Below are 20,548 nucleotides of genomic sequence, written 5' to 3'. Positions count from 1 at the left end.
AATGTTGTCATTGCGAGGAATGAAATGACGAAGCAATCTAAGTTTTTCAATGAGTTGCAAACTGTGAGATTGCGGAGTTTATCCCGAGCCTGCTTTAAGATTGCTTCGGCGGAGACTGCCCTGAGCGATAAAACAAGATTGCTTCGCTCTGCTCGCAATGACAGGCGAGGGACCTCCGCTTGCAATGACACTTTTTACGAAGGTGTCAAAAATATTTTTTTCCTTACTTTAGCATTTTTAATTTTTACTTTTGCATTTTCAGTCTCATCCTTCGCTGAAGACATCTATGAGTCGCACCTTGACAGGGGGCTTGAAAACAATGAGCCTTATTCGTATGTCTTGATAAAAAAAGCCCACGCTGACCCGTCAAGAGCCAAGAGCCTTTTAACAGAGGCGGTAAAGCATTCTCCGAATCTCCCCCCCGCATATTTTGAAATGGCAAAAATAAGTTTTTCGCCTTCAGCAAGCGGCATGTTTGAGAGCCTTGATTATACTATTAAGGGATTTAAGGCTTACAAAAAAAATTTCTGGTGGTTGATGAGTATATCCGGGCTTTTTACCGCAAGCTTCATGCTTTCTTTTGTTATTGTGCTTGCTGTGGTTTTAGCTGTAAGGCTTTTTACAGACATCCCTCTTTTATCTCATGATATTAAGGAAAGCAAGAAAAATATTTTAATTGCCATGTTGCTTGTCCCGCTCTCTTTTCTCGGCCCTTTATTCTTCATGACAGGCTCCCTGTTTCTGCTGGGATTATATTTCAGAGGAATGAATAAGACTGTTGTTTATGCATCTGTTCTGCTTCTCCTTCTGTCTCCTCTCTGTCTGAACATTATAAACATGTTTCTCTCCGCTCCCTCTCCCGAACTCAGGGCTATTGTGGCTGTCAATGAAAGCAGAGACAATAAATACGCCGCTTCCGTTCTTAAAAATAAAGATGATTTTATATCCCTTTTTTCCTACGGCCTTGCGCTCAAACGGGAGGAACGCTATGAAGAGGCAATAGCTGCCTATAAAAAACTTTTGGCCTCATATCCAGACCCAAGGGCTTACGTCAATCTCGGAAATTCCTATGCTGGCGTCAATGATATGGCTGCGGCAAAAGAATCATATAAAAAATCCATAGAATTGAAACCGCTTGCATCGGCTTATTACAATCTCAGCCAGGTATCGCGAGAAACACTTGACTTTGCAAAGGGAGAGGAATATTTCACCGAAGCCATAAAACTCAGCAGTGAATCCGTATCCCAATTCTCGTCAGCCGCAAGCCGGAATCCAAACAGACTTGTCACTGATGAAAACCTTCCAATGTCAGTCATGTGGGAATATGCGGAAACCGGCGCACGGGGACTCATAAAAATCTCCCCCCTGAATTCTGCCTCTTCTGTCATCGTCTCTATTGCCCTGTTGGCGCTGTTTTACATTATGGACTCGGCATTCAAAGAGAGGGCCTACAGGTGTCAACGGTGCGGTGTAATACTCTGCGGAAAGTGCGGGAAAGGAAAGCTCTGGGGGGAAATGTGCTCCTTATGCTATAAGTCTCTTATTAAACTTGATGCCCTTGATTCAAGGATACGGGTAGCAAAACAGCTTGAGGTGCAGGAACTCCAGAAGAAAAAAAGGCGCACAATCAGTATCCTTTCTTTTGCACCGCCGGGAATAGCCCATATTTATTGGGGGAGAATTCTTTCAGGAACTTTATTCCTGTGGTTATTTGTTTTCCTGCTGCTTTTGATATTGCTTAAACCGCTATTTTCTACAGGACTTTCACTGTTTTCACATAGCTGGCTTACAATTCCGGCAGTGATGCTTATGGCTTTTTTATACCTTATCTCCAATATAGCTGCGCGAAGGAGGCTGAAGTAGGATATGTCTTTAGAGGGTTCCTTAAAAGAATTCGGCCTGGCAGATATACTGCAGCTTATATACTTCCAGCATAAAACAGGCGTTCTCACGCTTGAAGGCAGGATGGACAGGGTTCGGCTGCTGTTCTATGAGGGCAATATTATATCAGCAGAGACCAGGAGAAAGGTTGAGGCAAACCGTTTTGGAAAACTGCTCTTAAATAAGGGGCTTATCAAAGAAGAAGACCTTCAGAAAGCCCTTGAGGAACAGCAGTCAACAGGAGAAAAGCTTGGCAGCGTACTTATAAAAAAGGGTCTTATTGGAAAAGAACAGATACAGGAAATTCTTACAACGCAGATAACCGAGACAGTGATTCAACTCTTCAGCTGGAAAGATGGTGACTATGAGTTTTCTCCGCAAGGAGTGCCTGTTGACAAGGAGATGCCTGTATCGCTTGATACCCAGCATGTCCTGATGGAAGGGCTTCGCATCATAGATGAATGGTCGCTGATAGAAGGCAAGTTAAGCCCTGACACCATATTTGAAAAAACAGGCAAATCAGGCGCCGCGCTTACCTCTGATGAGGAAGAGATCCTCGGGCTTGTGGATGGCGAAAGAGATGTCAGCGCAACAATTGAATCCAGTCATATGGACAGTTTTCAGGCGTCCAAGTTTCTCGTATCCCTTATGGAAAAAGGCCTTATAGAACCTAAAGAGACTGCTCCTGTAGCTCCTGAGATTGCTTTGCGCGGGGCAGCGCGGCCGGATAAAAAAGGCATTCCCTACCCGCCATTTATTACTCCGGTTATATTCCTGGTCAGCCTTTTTATTGCGATAATCTCATTTCCTTCGCAGCGGTCTGACTACACTGACAGAATTAAAACATCAGCGGACATAGATAACATAAGATTTATTATTGAGGCATATAAATATGAGAACGGCTCTTATCCACAATCAATAGATCAGATAACAAAAACGACTGATTCGTGGGGCAGGCAATATATCTATAAAACAGAGGCCGGTGATTTTATCCTCTTCAGCGCAGGGCCTGACGGTAAAGAAGGCACAGCGGATGACGTTTACTAAAAGCAGAAGGCACAACGCTAAAAAAGCGGTTGTCCTTCTCAGCGGCGGGGTAGATTCCTCCACAACAGCAGCAATAGCAAAACACGAGGGTTATGAAGTTTATGCCCTGAGCTTTGATTACAATCAAAGGCACAAAATAGAGCTTGAGGCGGCAAAAAAAGTCGCCCTATCATTAAAAGTAAAAAAACATCTCGTAATAAAATTTGATTTAAGAGCAATCGGCGGCTCGGCTCTGACATCAGAGATGGAAGTGCCGAAAAATAGAGCAGAAGAGCAGCAGTGCAGTAGTTCAGTGGTAAAAAAAATTTCCACAAAGTCCTGCTGCTCTATTCCCGTCACCTATGTCCCTGCACGCAACACAATCTTTCTTTCGTTTGCGCTTGGATGGGCAGAGGCGCTTAAGGCTGAGAATATATTTATCGGCGCAAACGCGGTAGATTACAGCGGCTATCCTGACTGTCGTCCCGAATATCTGAAGGCCTTTGAAAAAATGGCAAACCTTGCAACAAAGGCATCGGTGGAAGGAAAAATCAGATTCAGCATTAAAGCCCCTCTTCTTCATCTGACAAAGGCAGAGATAATTAGAAAGGGGAAAGAATTAGGGCTGGACTATTCCCTGACATGGAGCTGTTATGACCCGCAGCCTAAAAAAGTTAAAAGTGAAAAGTTAAAAGTGAAAAGTTACAGAGGGGCAGAAGCAAAACGATTCACCGATTCACCGATTCACCGATTCACCGTTACGCCTTGCGGAAAATGCGACAGCTGCATTTTCAGGGCAAAGGGATTCAAAGAGGCAGGGATTAAAGCTATATGAACCAGTTCTTGCCCGAACTGCAGGAATTCACAAAAGACCCGAAGATTGCCTATTTCTCAATGGAGATAGGAATTGCCAACGATATCCCATCTTACAGCGGCGGCCTTGGAGTGCTCGCAGGAGATACGATTAAATCAGGCGCGGACCTTAAGCTCCCGATGGCTGCTGTAACCCTTCTCAGCAAAAAAGGATATTTCACACAGGAGATAGACGAAAGGGGAAGGCAGACGGAGATGCCGACACTATGGGAGCCGTCAAAACAGATGACCCTTCTTCCGGCAAAGGTATATGTGCAGATAGAAGGAAGAGATGTTGCGGTTCAGGCGTGGCTTTACATTGTGAAAAGTCTGACAGGCGGAAGCATCCCTGTGTTTTTTCTTGATACTGATGTTGCAGAAAACTCTCAGGATGACAGGGAGATTACCTCTTACCTCTACGGAGGCGACCATGTATACAGGCTCAAACAGGAAATTGTCCTCGGCATAGCCGGTGTAAGGATGCTCTATGAACTCGGATTTGAGATAAAAAAATACCACATGAATGAGGGACATGCCGGTTTTCTTACGCTGGAATTGCTGCTCAGATATAAACGGCCGATAGAAGACGTATGGGACGAGCGGCTTGTGTGGGATGTTGACAGGGTAAAAAATATCTGCGTGTTTACAACCCACACTCCTGTTGAGGCCGGCCATGACAAATTCTCATATGACCTGATCCTGCGGGTAATGGGGGAATTAATACCTTTAAATGTGCTGAAAGATCTCGGAGGCAAGGACAATCTAAATATGACTATGCTTGCTTTACACCTGAGCGAGTTCGTTAACGGTGTTGCTAAAAAGCACAGAGATGTCTCAAAGGACATGTTCCCCGGTTATGAGATATCGGCAATAACAAACGGCGTGCACAGCTATACCTGGACCTGCGACAGCCTGAAAAAGCTTTATGACAAATACCTGCCGGGATGGGCAAACGAACCTGAACTTTTTGTGAGAGTAGGCAGAATCCCCGAAGAAGAATTATGGACAGCCCATATTGAAGCAAAAAAGGTTTTTATTGATTTTGTAAATTCAGAAACTAAAGCAGGCATGGATTACGACACCCTTACAATAGGCTTTGCGCGCAGGGCAACTGCGTACAAACGCCCTGACCTTATTTTCAGCGATATTGACAGGTTAGAAAGGATTGCCTCAGGAAAGATACAGCTTGTTTACTCAGGCAAGGCGCATCCGAAAGACGACCACGGCAAATGGCTGATAGAAAAAATCCACGTAATAAAAGAAAAGTTAAAAGGAAAAGTTAAGATAGCCTACCTTAAAAACTATGACATGGAGAAAGCCCTTAAGCTTGTCTCCGGTGTTGATATATGGCTTAACACGCCTCTCAGGCCGCATGAGGCGTCAGGCACAAGCGGCATGAAGGCAGCTCATAACGGCGTAATAAACTTCAGCGTGCTTGACGGCTGGTGGATAGAGGGCCATATTGAGGGATTTACAGGATGGGCTATTGGTCCAAGCCCGACAGAAACAATGCTTACAGACGATGTTGACGCAATAGACCAAAGAGACGCTGATGATTTATACAACAAGCTTGAGGCCATCATAATCCCCATGTATCACAACGACAGACATACATGGATTCGAATGATGCAGAATGCCATAGGCAAAAATGCCTACTACTTCAACAGCCACAGGATGATGAGAAGATACGTCACCGAGGCATATATCAGATAGACAACACTGCCTACAAAATCTCCACAAGCTTTATCTCAAATACCAGATTTTTTCCCGCCCATGGATGGTTGCAGTCCATGATAAATGCCTTCTCTGTTTTGCCGGTAACTTTAACTGTTATAGGCATACCGTCAGCCCTGTACATCTGAAGCTGCTGTCCTATCTCAGAGTCAAAGTTTTCAGGCGCCCTGTCTCTGCCAAATTCAAAAACCTTTTCTTTCATGTAAATGCCGTATCCTTCTTCAGCGGGAATTCTGATTGTTTTTTCATCTCCGATTCCCATTCCTATGGCGCCGTCTTCAAGCCCTTTCAAAAACGCTCCTCCGCCTACCTTGAATTCCAGAGGCGCGCCGCCTTCAGAAGAATCAAAGACTGTTCCGTCTTCAAGTTTGCCTGTGTAATGGATGCTTATTGTATCTCCTTCTTTTACCTTTGCCATATTTTCTCCTTTATTTTAAAAGCCTCTCTTCCAGCGCTATTTGAAAGGGCGTTATAGTATTCCATCTCAAGCAGCCTTCTCTTTATATCAACGCCTGGTGAATAGCCTCCGATTGAGCCGTCAGACTCGATTATTCTGTGACATGGCAGGACTATCGGAATTGGGTTTCTGCCAAGCGCCTGTCCTATTGCCCTGCTTGCCTTCGGACTCCCTATTTTTTCCGCAAGCCATTTATAACTGCGCGTCTCTCCATATGGAATTTCTTTTAATGCAAGCCAGACTTCTTTCTCAAAATCCGTGCCTTCCAAAAATACAGCGCCCTGCTTAAAATCTTCACTCTTTCCTTCAAAATAATTTTTCAGTTCTTGCTTAAATGATTCAGGCGCCTCTCCTCTTCTGCAATCCGGCTTTTCAAAGGATACTCCTGCAAGATTTTTCCCTGAAAATAAAAGGAACAGCCTTCCAACAGGGCTTTCAAAGATATCAAAGAAAAGTTCGCTGCCTGACTTTTTTGTTTTCATATTAATGCTGTTAATTCATGCACTTTTATTTTATCACAAGACGCATCTTCTTCCCTATCTCCTCCCAGCCTTTTACTTCCTCTGCTCCTTCCACTTCATTAAAACTGAACGCTTTCGGTTTGAATTCTTTTGCTGATTCTATAACTGTTTTACCGCCTATTACAAACTTAATCTTCAACCCTTTTTTATCCGCTTCCTCAAACGCATTCCCCTCTCTCCATGGAAGCAATGGCGCCTCTGTGAATTCATTTTCCTTCAGTAATTTCTTTAATGCCCTGATATCAAGAACCCCTGCCTGAAGATACACAACAGGAAATCGCTTTGCTATTGCCTTAATCACTTTCCGGCTGTCTTTCATTGGTTTGCCTGACAGGGGCGCGAACATGCTTCCCTCAACATCAATGAAAACAATCTCTGCCCCTTTTTTAAGAGAGAGCAGGAAGCCGCTGTCTTTATCTTTGCCGGATACTACGGAGACTTTATGCAGTCCTGTTTTTTCCGCTCTGAATTCCTTGAATGCGGCGCCGTCACCGCCTGAAAGCGACCTGCCTATAGATTTTCCGTCAACATAAAATTCAACCAGCTGCCCGCCTTTGCTGAAGATCTTTCCTTTTGTCACAGCTTTGAGCATCACCGGCTCGCCTTTAAGTGAAATGTCATCAAAGAATATAACCTCGGCGCCTGCCGTGGAAGATAAAACCAGGATGGCAATTAATACAAATGCTGCAGGCAGAATTTTCATTAAACCAACAGAAGAATTGCTTTACAGATAGCCCATGCAAGAACACCGCACACAGGCAGCGTAAGCAGCCATGCTATTATTATATTCCCGCCAACGCCCCACCTTACCGCCGACAACCTCTTGGATGCGCCAACGCCCATTATGGTTGAGGATATGATATGCGTGGTTGAGAGCGGAAGGCCTATCCTTGATGCAATCTCTATAATAGTAGCCGCTGAGGCCTCTGCCGCAAAACCGTTAATCGGCCTCAGGTGGACAAGACGCACGCCAAGGGTCTTTATGATTCTCCAGCCGCCTGCTGCTGTGCCCAACGCCATCGAAACAGCGCACAAGGCAATTACCCAGAACGGAACATGGAAATCAGACAACCCTTTATAGCTGATCAGCGCCATTGTTATGATGCCCATGGTTTTCTGGGCATCGTTGCTGCCATGGCTGAAAGCCATGTAGGCTGCTGAAACAATCTGCAGCCTGTTAAAGAGCCTTGAAACCAATGACGGCGCAGAGCGTTTAAATATCCACATAAGGAATAACATAAGCAGGAAACCTAATGCGAGCCCGACAAGAGGAGAAAAAACCAGACCGAGAAGAATCTTATAAACTCCTTTTTGGATAATAACTTCTACTCCCGCGGTTGCTATCGCAGCGCCTACCAGACTTGAAAGAATTGCATGGCTTGAAGATGTCGGCAGACCGAAATACCACGTTATTATGTCCCATATTATGGCTGCCAGAAGCGCGGATATAACTGTCACTTGCGTGACGCTTGCAGTCTCTATAAGCCCTACTCCTACTGTTTTGGCAACAGCAGTTCCTGACAGCGCCCCAACCATGTTTAACACCGCTGCCATGGCAACGGCAACTTTAGGAGAAAGAACTCTTGTTGAAACTGATGTGGCTATCGCATTTGCCGTGTCATGGAAACCGTTTATAAAATCAAAGACTGTCGCAAGGACTATTACACATATGAGAAGAAAAAACGTATCATGCATACTTCAGGACTATAGACTCAAGGACATTGGCAACATCCTCGCACTTGTCAGATGCGTCTTCGAGATGTTCGTATATTTCCTTCCACTTTATTATAAGGATAGGGTCTTTCACGTCGTTAAACAGCGCTCCGAGCGCGTCCCTGAAATCCCTGTCAATCCTGTTTTCCAGCCTGTTTATCTCAATACAATATTCCTGGACATAAGAATAATCCTTTTCTTTTAATTTCTTTATTGCCTTATGAATGACTTCGGCGGTTGTAAGAAGGTCTTTAGACATTGCAACAGCCTCTTTTGTCGGTTCGGTTATCTTGAAAACAGACAGCCTGTCAACAGAAGCCCATATCAGATCAAGGACATCATCCAGGCTTGAGGCAAGGGCATGTAAATCTTCTCTGTCTATGGGAGTAATAAAGGTCTTGTTGAGCTTTTTCATTATATCGTGGGTCAGCATATCGCCGTCCTGCTCAACCTCATATATCTCCTTGGCCCTCGCATCGACATTGTCAAAGTTTTCCATGAGAGAAACAAGGAGGGTAGCTGCTTTCGTGACATTTAATGCAGCCCTGTCAAATATCTCGAAAAAGTCTATTTCTTTAGGAAAGAATTTCATATCTGTTTTGTTGTTTAATAGCATATAAGAAACAAAAGAGTGATGTCAAACAAAACCTGTGACAATCCGCACTTGACCAAAATGCCCCTTAAAATTTACAATTACTACTTGCAGGGCCCATAGCTCAGCTGGTAGAGCTACCGGCTCATAACCGGTTGGTCCCAGGTTCGAGTCCTGGTGGGCCCACCAACTGATTTCGCTTTGCGAAATCAGAGTTAAGAGTTAAGAGTGAAAAGTTAGAAGTTGAAAGTTAATTTTTCTTAACTCCTAACCCTCAACTCTTAACTTTTTGTGTGGAGGGTGCGTGCAGGAAAATATAAGACTACTTATCGAACTTCAAGAAGAGGATTCCACTATCATAAGAAAAAAGGCTGTTATTGATTCGCTGCCTTCCAAGCTCTCATCAGCTGAGAAATTATTTAAAGAACTCCAGTCTCTCTATGAAAAAGAAAAACAGAAATGCGAACTTCTTGAGAAGAAAAAAAAGGACAAGGAGAGGGGAATTGAGGATATAAATGAGAGGATAAAGAAAACAAAGGCCCACGCTTTAAATATAAAAACCAACAAGGAATATCAGGCGCATCTTAAAGAGATTGAAACCATAGAGAAAGAGCGGTATGCAATAGAGGATGAGATACTCTCCGCCATGGAAGCAATTGAGGCTGCAGCCAAAGAGGTAAAAGCTGAAGAGCTTAAAATGAAAACCGAAAAAGATAAGGTAGAGGCATTCAGAAAAGAGGTTGAGAAAGAGATAGCAGAAGCAGAAAAGGAACTGGGAGAACTCAAGGCCAGGCGCATAGCAATAGCCGATAAGCTTGACCCTGATGAGTACAGTAATTATATGGCCTTGCTTGAAAAATGCAATGGGCTTGCGGTCGTAGAGGCAAGGGATGAGATATGTCAGGGCTGTAATATGAACATACCGCCGCAGATGTTTGTTGAGCTAAGAAAAAATACAGAGACCATTCAGTGCCAGCTGTGCGACAGAATCCTTTACTGGAAAGAAAGAGGCGAATGAAAGAAGGTGTTTTGTACTGTGACGGGGCGTCCAGCGGGAATCCCGGGGAATCAGGCATTGGCGCAGTCCTTCTCCTGGAAGGCAAGACATACGAGATATCGGAACACATCGGAACAGCAACAAACAACATCGCAGAATACACGGCCCTTATAAAGGGGCTTTCCAGAGCAAAAGCGCTGAAGGCTGAAAGCCTGAAGATATTTCTTGATTCTGAGCTTATCGTGAAACAGATTCAAGGAAGTTATAAGGTGAAAAGTGAAAATCTGAAAGCGCTGTATCAGGAGGCGCTCTCGCACCTGAAGTCTTTTAAGGCTTACACCATCAGTCATATCCCCAGAGAACAGAACAAAAGAGCAGATTCCCTTGCGAAAAAAGCAGCAGCCAAAACCTCTCATTGAATTATTTTTTTGTTTTATTTTATAATTAACAAAAGTTATGGGAATGGAAGACCATAAGCTAAAGGTTTTCTGCACAGTTGCGGAGACAAAGAGTTTTTCTAAGGCATCTGAGATAATACATCTTACGCAGCCTGCCGTCAGCCTTTTAGTCCAGGCAATTGAGGAGACATATGAGACAAAACTCTTTGACAGGGCCAGCAATACAGTCACCCTCACACCTGCAGGGGAGATGCTCTACAGATATGCAAAGGAGATACTTAATCTTTATGCTGCTGCTGAAAAGAACATCGGAGAAATAATAGGTTTTGTAAAAGGCAGCATAAGTGTCGGCGCAAGTTCAACCATAGGAAACTACCTCCTGCCCGGAGTCATCGCAGCCTTCAGAAAGACACACCCGAAAATAAAAATTCACCTCCTTGTCGGCAACACAAAGCGGGTGGTGGAGCTCTTGAACGCCGGCAATATTGATATCGGGCTTGTAGAGGGAGATGTCGCAAGGCAGAAGATGGTTGTTGATAAACTTGTCGCAGATGAGCTTGCGCTGATCGTGCCTCCGCTTCATCCATTGGCAAAAAAGAGAAATGTCTCTATCTTTGAAATTACGAAAGAACCTTTCATATTCAGAGAGGAAGGGTCAGGCACAAGACAGGTAATAGAAAAATACCTCGGCAAATACAGCATCACTCCTCAGAATATGATGATTTCTATGGTTTTGGGGAGCACAGAGGCAATAAAGGAATCGGTTGAAAATGGCATTGGCATCGCCATTGTGTCAAGATGGGCTGTAAGAAAAGAAATCAAATACGGGACTTTAAAGCCTTTGAGCTTTAAAGAAGAGAAAATGCTGAGGGATTTTTCCCTGATATTACAGAAAAAGGCGATATCATCCCATGCAGTGGATGAGTTCCTGTCATATCTTAAGGCTTATCCTTTTGACAACCTTCTTTCACTGTCTGAATAGACGCGATAATCTATCTCCGGAAATAGTTTGTCTTTATTCTCAATCTCAAGCAGCCACGCCTCGTTTATATCGCCTTTCCTGATTGCCGCGTATAGACCGTTAAATCTCTCTATATGCTCAGCGAGCCTGCTTGAAGCGTACTCGGCTGCGGCCCCTGTTTTTATTATAAAGGCCCAGTCACTATGCTGTGACAGAAGAATTTCTCTTGCAGCCTGATTAAGCGCCCTCTTCAGCAAACCATCAGCACGCGGGAACATATTTGCAAGCTCTGTCATTTTTTCGACTGCCCTGTGCAGATGCCTGTAAATCCAGCTGTTTGAACTGTTAAGCCACACCTCGTTATACCCTTTATAACCCCAGCTTGACATTGAAGGTGTTATGTATTGGAATTCATGATTTTGCTCCGAAAATGCATTTAATTTGTCATTCCGCACTTGATGCGGAATCCAGTTCTTCTTCAGAGTTCCCCGCTTTCGCGGGGCCCGCGTCTGGATTCCCCGATCAAGTCGGGGAATGACATTGTTGTTATCGTTTGAATGACTATTTTCATGCCCCTTTGTGAGCCAACGGCTCGTGCGGGGTTCGCTTAAATATTCTGACGGCGTGATTGTCCTGAAAACATCCTGTGCACGCGTTTGTTCGACTTTTCTCATAAGGAAATCAAGCCAGTCCGGCCCTTCAAACCACCAGTGTCCGAAAAGTTCGGCATCATACGGAGCTGTTATCGCAGGCTTAAACCCCACATTGTTGTACAGAAACTCTATCTGGCATTTTTTGCTGAGCATAAAGTTTTCAGCGTGCTCTTCTGCTTTAGCCAATGCCTGTTCTCTTACATAAGGCATCTTATCCTCTGTCTTGCCTGTGATACGGTAGTATTTTATGCCTGTATATGTTCTTATGCCGTCAGGATGTATGTGCGGTCTGACATAATCCATCGGCAGGTCAAATCCGGCATCCCTGTAAAAATCCCTGTAAGCAAAATCTCCGGGATAGCCTTCTATCGAGCTCCAAACCTGTTTTGATGACTCAATATCCCTTCCGAATGCAATAACTCCTGAAGGGCAGGCTACAGGCTTGTATGCGCCGTATCTCGGCGTGGGCGTTCCGTTCAGTATCCCATGTGTATCCATAAAAAAGAATTTTATGCCTGCTTCTGCCAACACTCTGTCTGCCCCATTGTAATAGCCGCATTCAGGCAGCCATATCCCGGCAGGCGCTTTCCCAAAGTTTTTTATGTGATGTGTCTTTGCAACCATTATCTGAGCCCTTACTGCCTGAGGATACATACTCAGGACAGGCAAATATGAGTGAGTGGCAGCAGTGGTTATAATCTCAACCTTTCCTGTTTCCCCCAATCTTCTAAAGGCAGCGGTCAGGTCTTTCTTACAGGATTCTTCATACAGAAACTTGACTCTCTTGAATCTGTTGTTATACATCCTTGCAAGAGGCTCAAACGATATATCACCTCTGTTTCTGAGAAGCTCTTTTTCTGAAAGCTCGATAAGATTGTTTATATATTTCAGATACCTTTCTCTTAAAAGAGAATCATTGAACATCTCAACAAGCGCCGGGCTCAGAGAGAGCGTAATTCTGAAATCAATATTGTCGTTCAGAAGCCTGTCAAATACATCAATCAGCGGTATGTAGCTCTCTGTGATTGCCTCGTAAAGCCAGTTTTCTTCAAGAAAGTATTCGTGTTCGGGGTGCCTGATATAAGGCAAGTGGGCATGGAGGATAAGGATAAGATAGCCTTTGTGCACTATTTCCTCTTAAACATCCTCTTTAAATCATCCAGTGAAAAGAAAATCCGTGTCGGCCTGCCGTGAGGGCATTGGTCAGGATGCTCTGTGTTTTCAAGGTCAGAAAGAAGCTGCGAGACCTCTGACTGGTTCAGTATCTCTTTCCCGCGAACAGATTTGTGGCAGGCAATCCTTGCTGCAATCTCTTCCTTTGCAGTTCTGTCAGGCCTGTCTCCTTCTATGATTGCTGATGCGGCATCTGAGAGTATTCCTCTCAGGTCACCCCCGGCAAGCGCGTCAGGAAGCGAACGGATAATTATCGCGTCATGTCCGAAGTCATCAATCTCAATGCCAAGCTCATATAGGAGAGTTTTGTTTTCAAGTATAACCATGTATTCCTTATGCGAAAGATTTACCTGTCTTGGGAAAAGCATCTGATGCGAGTCCAGCTTTATTTTTTTAAGAAATTTTTCGTAAAGTATTCTTTCATGGGCTGCGTGATGGTCTATAAGGCTCAGCCCTCCTCTTCCTGAAACAGCGATGAATGTATCGCCGAGATATACAAATGGCAGCGACGGTTTATACGGCAGTTCGAGATTCTCCGAGACATGAGAAGGCAGTGCCTCACCTGTTCCTTCATAATTTGCAGAGTCATACTGCATTGATGGGGATTCTGTAAATGGTTTTACATGCCCTGCCCTATCGCCTTTTACGGCATCGCGTATGCCTGTATTCACAAACCGGTAAACAGACTCTTTGTCTTCAAACCTGACCTCTCTCTTTGTTGGATGGACATTAAAATCAATTTTCCGGGGGTCAAGCTCCAGGAAGAGAAAAAATACCGGGTGCTTATCTTTTGGAAGTATTCCTTCGTAAGCGCTGTATACCGCGTGGGAAAGCGAAGCATCTTTTATCGGCCGCTTATTTATGAATATGAATTGATGCGCCTTGCTGTTCCTGAAATTCCCTATGTCAGAGACAAAGGCGCTTATTTTTATAAGCCCCTTGCCCTCTTCTTTATGAACCTCTATCAGCCCGTTTACAAATTCATCGCCGTATACCTGCATCAGCCTTTCCCTGAGTCCTGACGCCTTTGGGAAAATCATGGTTTCCTGATTTTCAGTCAAAAGCCTGAATCCAATCTCATAATGCGAGAGGGCTTCCTTTGTTACAGTATCAATGATATGAAAAAGCTCTGTGCTGTTTGTCTTCAGGAATTTTTTTCTCGCAGGCGTGTTGAAGAATAAATCCTTCACCTCAACAGACGTGCCTGAAAAAGGGGATGCTTTTATCTCTTTTATTTCTCCTCCGGCGATTTCTACTGATATTCCGGAATCAGCGCCTTTTAAGCCTGTAATAAGTTTTATCCCTGCAACGGAAGCTATTGAAGGAAGCGCTTCTCCGCGAAACCCCATTGTCGTAATATTGAACAGATCCGCATCACTGCTGATCTTGCTTGTGGCATGGCGCTCAAAACACAAACGCGCGTCTTCTTCATCCATGCCTGTGCCGTTGTCCAAAACCCTGATTAGCCTCTTGCCTCCGTAAAGCGCTTCTATATTTATCTCTGTGCTTTTAGCGTCAATTGCGTTTTCTATGAGTTCCTTCACAACAGAGGCAGGCCGTTCAACAACCTCTCCGGCAGCGATTTTATTTCTTAAGTCAACAGGAAGAACCTTTATATCAGGCATAAGACATTTTAAAGTCAGGCAAAGGATTTGGCAATAGGGAACCCCATAAATTACGGTTGAAACTATCCTGTAATAGAGATATGATAATAAGGCAGGAGGCAACATGGCTGCTGAAAAAACCGGCGAGACATATAAGATTCAGATACTGGAGAAACAGCTCCAGTTCACTGAAAAGCTGAAATTTGTAACGAACAGGATACACGCTGCCAACAATGTTAACGAGATTCTGTTCCAGCTTAAAAATGACATCTTAGGCCTATTTGACGCCGAAGGAGTTACCATATACCTCATAGACCCCGTAAAGCGGCAGCTTGTCTCAAAGTACCTCGTAGGTTCTGCCATCAAGGAAATACTGCTTCCCATATCTCATGCCAGTATTGCAGGATACACAGCGCATGACTTAAAAATGGTAAATATCGGAGACGTACATGACACAAAAGAACTATTTGCCATAGACCCGAACCTGAAATTTGACAGCAGCTGGGACCAGAAAACAGGCTACAGCACAAAACAGATTCTTACTGCTCCGATACTCTTTGAAAATAAAATCCTTGGCGTCATACAGTTAATTAACAAAAAGAGCCAGCCGAGATTTACTAAAGTTGACGAAAAGAGCGTTGAGGAAATGGCGCGCGTGCTCGGCATTGCCTTCAGGAATCAGTCAAAGATGCTTCACACACGCTTTGACTACCTGATAAGCCACAATATTATTACAGATGAAGAGCTGAAAGCAGCTACTGCGCTTGCGCGGGAGCAGAAAAAAGACATTGAAACAGTCCTTATGGAAAATTATAAGGTCAAAAAATCAGACATAGGAATGTCCCTCGGCATGTACTACAAATGCAAATTTATTGAATACAGCCCCAGCGTATTTATTCAGAGAGAATTGCTTAAGGGCCTTAATGTCGCCTATCTTAAAAAATCCTACTGGGTTCCTTTATCGCTCTCGGACAGGAAAGCAGTCATCCTGATAGATAATCCAAGAGACGCCAAGGCGCTTGATGTAAAAAACCTTATCAAGGCAAATGAGTATGAATTTCAGGTTGCTTTAAGGGATGACATAATTAAATTCCTTGAAGCTCCTGAATTTGACTTCGGCGCCGCGGGTTCAATGTCAGACATCCTCGCAGAGATAGACGTCAAAAAAGAGGATGAGGATGAAATAGTTGCTATAGAATCGGAGTACGACGAACAGTCCAATACCATAGTGCGCCTTGTGAACCAGATAATTATTGACGCCTACGAGAAAGGGGCTTCGGACATTCATATCGAGCCGAGCAAGATCGCAAAGAAAACCTTTGTCCGCTACAGAGTGGACGGGGTATGCATGAGACATCTTGAGATACCTCTAACCTATTCCAGTCCTGTTGTGTCAAGGATAAAGATAATGGCGAGCCTTGATATCGCGGAAAGAAGACTGCCTCAGGACGGCAAGATTAAATTCATTTACAAGAACAAGCCTGTTGAACTGCGCGTGGCTACACTGCCTACGGTAGCAGGAGAAGATGTGGTTCTGAGGATTCTTGCCTCAGCTGAGGCGATGCCGTTGGAGGCTTTGTACCTTTCAGAGTCAGACTATACGAACTTAAAAGAAATAATCAGCCGTCCCTACGGCATCATTCTTGCTGTAGGCCCCACAGGTTCAGGAAAGACTACAACTCTTCATGCAGCCCTGGCCTATATAAACACGCCTGAGAAAAAGATATGGACTGCTGAAGACCCTGTTGAAATAACGCAGGAAGGTCTCCGTCAGGTTGAGGTAAAGCCCAAGATAGAATTTGATTTTGCAAGGGCGATGCGCTCCTTTTTAAGGGCTAATCCTGATGTGATTATGGTCGGCGAGATGAGAGACCGCGAGACAGCGCATATCGGCATAGAGGCGTCACTTACAGGGCATCTGGTCCTTTCCACGCTTCACACCAACAGCGCGCCTGAAACAATTACTCGTCTTATTGATATGGGCATAGACCCCCTTAACTTTGCGGATTCTATTTTAGGCATACTGGCACAGCGGCTTGTACGAACCCTGTGCAAGAAATGCAAAGAACTTTATCACCCTGAGAGGGAAGAGTTTGAATCTCTGTCAAAATCTTACGGCGAGCAGTTCCCTCAACTTGGAATAGCATATGATGATAAGCTTGCTCTTTATAAGCCAAAGGGCTGCGATGAGTGCAACCACTCAGGTTATAAAGGCAGAGCCGGCGTATACGAATTGTTAATAGGAACAAAAGATATAAAGAGGGTTATTGCAAAGCGAGGCACTGTGGAAGAGATACGGCAGCAGGCAATTAAAGACGGCATGAGAACCCTTTATCAGGACGGTATATCAAAGGTATTTTCCGGCCTCACAACCTATAAGCAGGTCAGAAGCGTGTGCATACAGTAGGCTGCTTTCTATGGATAGGCTTAATTCTTTGCCTCTCTTAGTCTGCCGCTGACAAATTTATGAATTATGCTTGAAACATACGTCTGATAAGGCAGTCCTTCGCTTATTGCCTTTTTTTGCAGTTCATTCAGGTCTTTTTCGGAAATTCTTATGTTTAGTCTTTTATCTTTCTTTAAAGTATTTCTTGCATAGCTCATCAGTTCGGCTTTTCTTTTTGCAAGATTCTTGACCGGAACCCATTCGCCTTTTTCAAAACTGTCCAATATCTCCTGTTCTTCTTTGGTTAATTTAGCTTTCATTTTCACCTCCAAAATAAATGTCTGTCGCCTTTCTACTGGGGATAATGGTTTTCAAAAATATTTCTTCTGCATCTTCGATATAAGGAATAAGGTATGCACGATTATTTATCCCGATTACCATTATCCGTTGCTCTGGATACCTTTTCTGGTTTGGGTGTAGGTAATCATCCAAAATGTCGCCTTTCTCAATATAATAAACTACATCCTCAAAGCAAATCCCCCTTAATTCTTTAAGTTTCAGGCTCTTTTCGGTATTCCAATTTATATGCTTCATCCATTAATAGATTAGCACAATGTGTGCATTTTGGCAACAAACCGCATAACCAAATTTTTAGAAACGAGGGCACTAAGGCGCAGGGGCAATTAGCATCGTCAAGAAAATGTGATGTGTCCCTATTTATTATGTGATTTCTTCCTCTATTTATTTCTTACCTATTTATTTCTTATGTGTCCCTATTTATTTCTTCTGCCCGTCTGGTTGAGTAATTTGTTACAGTTGAGGTTTTATTTATGAATTCATTTGCTGACATTTGGAACGCTCTGACTATTTTCGGAAAGTGCTTGTATTTTGGTGTTGTTGCCGGATTTCTTTGTCTGTTCTGCGCGGAGGCTTGGATTTTGAGTGACCTGTATAGTCTTCTTAGGTAATTCAAAAAAGACCGACAAAACCAAGAATGCTGTAAGGGCAACTATAACCCAAGTAAGGGTAGTAAGTGTCTTTGTCAGTTTTTCGATTTTTTTGGCGGACTTTTCATTTTCTTCCGCAAGAAGAACAAGAAGCTCGGAAGATTTGATTGAGAGGTAAATTTGTTTATCACAATCGGCAATAGGAATTTTATCTTTACCAACACAGAGACGCATATCGTCAAGAATAGTATAAATTTTCTCGTTCAATTTATGTCCTTCCTTGTTCATTTTATGTCCTTAATAATTTTGAGCTGTAACAATCAATATCCGACCCTTCGCTTTTTCCGACAATTTAAAACAATATAGCACAAGACAACGCATTAAGAAAGATAAAAAAGCAAGAAAATCAGTGTGCAGCCTTTGAGGGCATTACGTATTATGTGGTAATATGACAAAGATAAGGATTCCCGATGAAAAAACTGAAGATAAAGGTAATCACAAATGCAAAGAGAAACGCGGTTGTTGAAGGAGAGGGAACGCTGAAGGTCTATGTAAACGCCCCTCCTGTTGACGGAAAGGCAAATAAGGTTGTGGCTGAAGTCATGGCAGAACATTTTAAGGTAAGAAAAAGCAGCGTGAAGATACTCAGGGGCGAGAAGTCAAAGGAGAAGGTGATAGAAATTGATATATAGGCTGCTCATAAACTCACATCCCATACAAGCCCGTCTTTTTTCTCTATCGCCTCTTTGATTTTATTCCAGTCAACCTTTTCAAGCGCATTGAGTTCTTTAAGCTTTTCCTTTATTTTTTCATCATAATTTACACGCCTTTTATAAAAATCTTTATAAACCTCAATCACAATCCTGTTGTCAGAGGTCTTTGCCGCCTTTACAGTCTCATACATGACTATCCCTTTTGTGCCGGCAATTACATCATTAAACAAGAACTCTGCGACCTCGGGCCTGAGCCTCATACAGCCGTGACTCCTGAATTTGTAAATGCTATGGGGTGAGTTTGTTCCGTGAAGCCCTATGCCTTCAAGCGAAAGCTGAAGCCAGTATTTCCCGATGGGATTTTCAGGGCCCGGCGGTATCTCTACAATAACATCCTGCCCATTATCTTCCATCTCCTTCTGGATGGACGGAGGAACATACCATGTCGGATCTTTTGCCTTGCTCTTTATGGTAAATTCGCCGAGCGGCGTCTGCCAGGTGGGTTTGCCTGCCGCAATGAAATAATAATCCTTAAGCTTTCCTTCAGAAAATCTGTAAAGCGTTCTGTCGGGTATATTTATGATTATGCCATTGTCAATACGGGGCGGAATAATCCGCCTGAACTTTATATTTAATTTCTGCCCCACTTCAAGCGGAGCATCGTATTTGATTTGATTGCTTGAGGCAATGTGGCTCCACTCAAGCCCGAGTTTGCCTTCAATCACCCCTCCATAATCGCCTTTTACAACAGTATAAGTTATATCCTTTTCAATTATGCCTTCATTAGCGCAAAGCAACGCAGGGAATAATAAAAAGAACGCTACACAAACGATAGACTGGGTTGGTTTGAGCGGCATTAGAGATTTTTCGTTGACGTTCTTGGCTAATGGAGCGTTAACAGCCGCAACTGTTTGAGTTCCGAAAGCTTTCGGAACGAGTTTTGCGGCTGTAGCGGAATTAGCCTTAGAACGACAGAAAAATCTCTGCAAAAAGCGAAAACCAATCCAGTCTATCGGCAGATTTCTCATTGCGCTAATAACCTCAATGCCTCCTTGTGCAGTTCTTCGTTTCCTGATGCAAGCAGAGATGTACTTTTTTTAAGACTAATTTCCGCTGTCTCAATGGGATTGCCTTTTATATCCGTAAATATTCCGCCAGCCTCTTTGACCAACAGCCAGCCTCCTCCGAAATCAAAGCTCCGTGAAAACGAAGGGTTCGCAAATATACTGATTGAACCGCTGGCAAGATATGCAAGGTCCAGAGCTGTTGCTCCAAGGCACCGGGTTTTCCTTGACTTTGAGAGCAGTGGCATTATCCCCTGTATATCCCTTGCCGGAGACTGCGCCTCGTATGCGACAAGGTACATCTCTCTGTCTTTCTGTGTTGAAATCCTTTCGCCATTCAAAAAAGCGCCTTTATTTTTCTCCGCCCAGAACTCATCTCCATTGATAAGGTTCACAATGTATGAAAGCTCAATGTCACCGATTGTGCTGCCGCCGGCAACTGCAATAGATGTGCAATAAAACGGGATTCCCGCTATTGCATTCTTGCTGCCGTCAATAGGGTCTATCAATACTTTCCTGCCGCCGCCTTTTATCTCACGGATGCCTGCTTCCTCTGAGACAAGGGTTAAAGGCTCTCCTGATGCCTCAAGCCCTGAGATGATAATATCCTCAGCCCTTTTATCTATCGGGAAAGTCTTATCTCCTGAGGCGCCGACTCCGAGGGCTGTCTGCGTAAGGGGTTTTTGTTTTAACAGGGGAATTTCTTTCAGAAGCTGCCTGCCTATATTCCTTAACAATTCTATCTTCACAAAAATATTTTACGCTAAGATTCAGGGATAGGCAACATTTAACTTTGACCCAAATCCCGATTTAGAAATTGTCATTGCGAGTGAAACGAAGCAATCTCAAGCTTTTGCAGAAAGATTGCCACGAACC

General features: G+C 43.8%; 21 protein-coding genes and 1 tRNA gene. 10 read left to right on the top strand and 12 right to left on the bottom strand.

The annotated features are described in order from the left end of the window. The first annotated feature begins 63 nt into the window (after positions 1-63). From HY035_08665 to glgP, 4 genes are read left to right on the top strand one after another with little or no spacing between them, the layout of a single operon-like run. Positions 64-1,863, top strand: coding sequence for a tetratricopeptide repeat protein (locus HY035_08665; protein MBI3378451.1), 1,800 nt, complete (start codon positions 64-66; stop codon positions 1,861-1,863). A 3-nt stretch (positions 1,864-1,866) separates the two neighbouring features. Beyond that, a complete protein-coding gene (locus HY035_08660; protein ID MBI3378450.1) occupies positions 1,867-2,928 on the top strand; it encodes a DUF4388 domain-containing protein in 1,062 nt (353 codons plus the stop codon). Beyond that, positions 2,915-3,742: a 7-cyano-7-deazaguanine synthase QueC gene (queC, locus tag HY035_08655; protein ID MBI3378449.1), complete on the top strand. Its 828-nt coding sequence runs from the start codon at positions 2,915-2,917 to the stop codon at positions 3,740-3,742. Before HY035_08660 ends, queC begins: the two co-directional genes overlap by 14 nt. A 59-nt stretch (positions 3,743-3,801) precedes the next feature. Continuing rightward, a complete protein-coding gene (glgP, locus tag HY035_08650) occupies positions 3,802-5,472 on the top strand; it encodes an alpha-glucan family phosphorylase (GenBank protein MBI3378448.1) in 1,671 nt (556 codons plus the stop codon). 10 nt (positions 5,473-5,482) lie between these two features. Here the strand turns inward: glgP and HY035_08645 are convergent, their stop codons facing one another. From HY035_08645 to HY035_08625, 5 genes are read right to left on the bottom strand one after another with little or no spacing between them, the layout of a single operon-like run. Beyond that, a complete protein-coding gene (locus HY035_08645; GenBank protein ID MBI3378447.1) occupies positions 5,483-5,911 on the bottom strand; it encodes a peptidylprolyl isomerase in 429 nt (142 codons plus the stop codon). After that, positions 5,899-6,432 (bottom strand): methylated-DNA--[protein]-cysteine S-methyltransferase, encoded by a 534-nt coding sequence (locus tag HY035_08640; protein MBI3378446.1) that lies wholly within the window; start codon positions 6,430-6,432, stop codon positions 5,899-5,901. Before HY035_08640 ends, HY035_08645 begins: the two co-directional genes overlap by 13 nt. Before the next feature lie 25 nt (positions 6,433-6,457). Further along, a complete protein-coding gene (locus tag HY035_08635) occupies positions 6,458-7,174 on the bottom strand; it encodes a hypothetical protein (protein ID MBI3378445.1) in 717 nt (238 codons plus the stop codon). Then, the gene (locus HY035_08630) at positions 7,174-8,166 is read right to left on the bottom strand and encodes an inorganic phosphate transporter (protein MBI3378444.1); all 993 of its coding nucleotides are present in this window, start codon (positions 8,164-8,166) and stop codon (positions 7,174-7,176) included. Before HY035_08630 ends, HY035_08635 begins: the two co-directional genes overlap by 1 nt. Next, complete coding sequence (locus HY035_08625) at positions 8,159-8,776, bottom strand: DUF47 domain-containing protein (protein MBI3378443.1); 618 nt, start codon at positions 8,774-8,776, stop codon at positions 8,159-8,161. The genes HY035_08630 and HY035_08625 overlap by 8 nt, the downstream gene beginning before the upstream one ends. Before the next feature lie 113 nt (positions 8,777-8,889). On the opposite strand from HY035_08625, the gene HY035_08620 reads away from it, so the two are divergent. The 4 genes from HY035_08620 to HY035_08605 all read left to right on the top strand — a co-directional run bounded on the left by HY035_08620 (position 8,890) and on the right by HY035_08605 (position 11,153). Next, a tRNA-Ile gene (locus HY035_08620) sits at positions 8,890-8,965 on the top strand. A gap of 115 nt (positions 8,966-9,080) precedes the next feature. Next, positions 9,081-9,794: a hypothetical protein gene (locus HY035_08615; GenBank protein ID MBI3378442.1), complete on the top strand. Its 714-nt coding sequence runs from the start codon at positions 9,081-9,083 to the stop codon at positions 9,792-9,794. Next, positions 9,791-10,192 carry a ribonuclease HI family protein gene (locus tag HY035_08610; protein MBI3378441.1) on the top strand — a complete coding sequence of 134 codons (402 nt, stop codon included), beginning with the start codon at positions 9,791-9,793 and terminating at the stop codon, positions 10,190-10,192. The genes HY035_08615 and HY035_08610 overlap by 4 nt, the downstream gene beginning before the upstream one ends. A 43-nt stretch (positions 10,193-10,235) precedes the next feature. After that, positions 10,236-11,153, top strand: coding sequence for a LysR family transcriptional regulator (locus HY035_08605; protein MBI3378440.1), 918 nt, complete (start codon positions 10,236-10,238; stop codon positions 11,151-11,153). Here the strand turns inward: HY035_08605 and HY035_08600 are convergent. Together HY035_08600 and mutL are read right to left on the bottom strand one after the other, a co-directional pair. Further along, positions 11,117-11,806 (bottom strand): DUF1957 domain-containing protein, encoded by a 690-nt coding sequence (locus HY035_08600; protein MBI3378439.1) that lies wholly within the window; start codon positions 11,804-11,806, stop codon positions 11,117-11,119. The genes HY035_08605 and HY035_08600 overlap by 37 nt on opposite strands. A 1,106-nt stretch (positions 11,807-12,912) precedes the next feature. Next, positions 12,913-14,583 (bottom strand): DNA mismatch repair endonuclease MutL, encoded by a 1,671-nt coding sequence (mutL, locus tag HY035_08595; GenBank protein MBI3378438.1) that lies wholly within the window; start codon positions 14,581-14,583, stop codon positions 12,913-12,915. 103 nt (positions 14,584-14,686) lie between these two features. Here mutL and HY035_08590 point away from each other — a divergent pair, with 103 nt between their 5' ends. Further along, on the top strand, positions 14,687-16,969 hold the full coding sequence (locus tag HY035_08590; GenBank protein ID MBI3378437.1) for a GspE/PulE family protein: 2,283 nt from the start codon (positions 14,687-14,689) through the stop codon (positions 16,967-16,969). Between the two features lie 20 nt (positions 16,970-16,989). On the opposite strand, the gene HY035_08585 is transcribed toward HY035_08590, so the two are convergent. The 3 genes from HY035_08585 to HY035_08575 all read right to left on the bottom strand — a co-directional run bounded on the left by HY035_08585 (position 16,990) and on the right by HY035_08575 (position 18,183). Then, positions 16,990-17,268: an antitoxin gene (locus HY035_08585; protein ID MBI3378436.1), complete on the bottom strand. Its 279-nt coding sequence runs from the start codon at positions 17,266-17,268 to the stop codon at positions 16,990-16,992. Further along, positions 17,258-17,542: a BrnT family toxin gene (locus tag HY035_08580; GenBank protein ID MBI3378435.1), complete on the bottom strand. Its 285-nt coding sequence runs from the start codon at positions 17,540-17,542 to the stop codon at positions 17,258-17,260. The genes HY035_08585 and HY035_08580 overlap by 11 nt, the downstream gene beginning before the upstream one ends. A 242-nt stretch (positions 17,543-17,784) precedes the next feature. Then, the gene (locus HY035_08575) at positions 17,785-18,183 is read right to left on the bottom strand and encodes a hypothetical protein (protein ID MBI3378434.1); all 399 of its coding nucleotides are present in this window, start codon (positions 18,181-18,183) and stop codon (positions 17,785-17,787) included. Positions 18,184-18,365: 182 nt separating this feature from the next. Between HY035_08575 and HY035_08570 the strand changes: the two genes are divergently transcribed. Beyond that, positions 18,366-18,587, top strand: a complete 222-nt coding sequence (locus HY035_08570; protein MBI3378433.1) for a DUF167 domain-containing protein — start codon at positions 18,366-18,368, stop codon at positions 18,585-18,587. A 5-nt stretch (positions 18,588-18,592) separates the two neighbouring features. On the opposite strand, the gene HY035_08565 is transcribed toward HY035_08570, so the two are convergent. Both HY035_08565 and HY035_08560 read right to left on the bottom strand, forming a co-directional pair. Continuing rightward, entirely contained in the window at positions 18,593-19,636 is a 1,044-nt protein-coding gene (locus HY035_08565) for a L,D-transpeptidase family protein (protein MBI3378432.1), read from the bottom strand. Then, positions 19,633-20,421 (bottom strand): hypothetical protein, encoded by a 789-nt coding sequence (locus HY035_08560; GenBank protein ID MBI3378431.1) that lies wholly within the window; start codon positions 20,419-20,421, stop codon positions 19,633-19,635. The genes HY035_08565 and HY035_08560 overlap by 4 nt, the downstream gene beginning before the upstream one ends. Between the last annotated feature and the right edge of the window lie 127 nt (positions 20,422-20,548).

This window comes from Nitrospirota bacterium, from assembly GCA_016195565.1.
Lineage (GTDB): Bacteria > Nitrospirota > Thermodesulfovibrionia > Thermodesulfovibrionales > UBA1546 > UBA1546.
The sequence above is the reverse complement of the archived record's forward strand: the minus strand, read 5'-3'. Positions and strand labels throughout refer to the sequence as shown.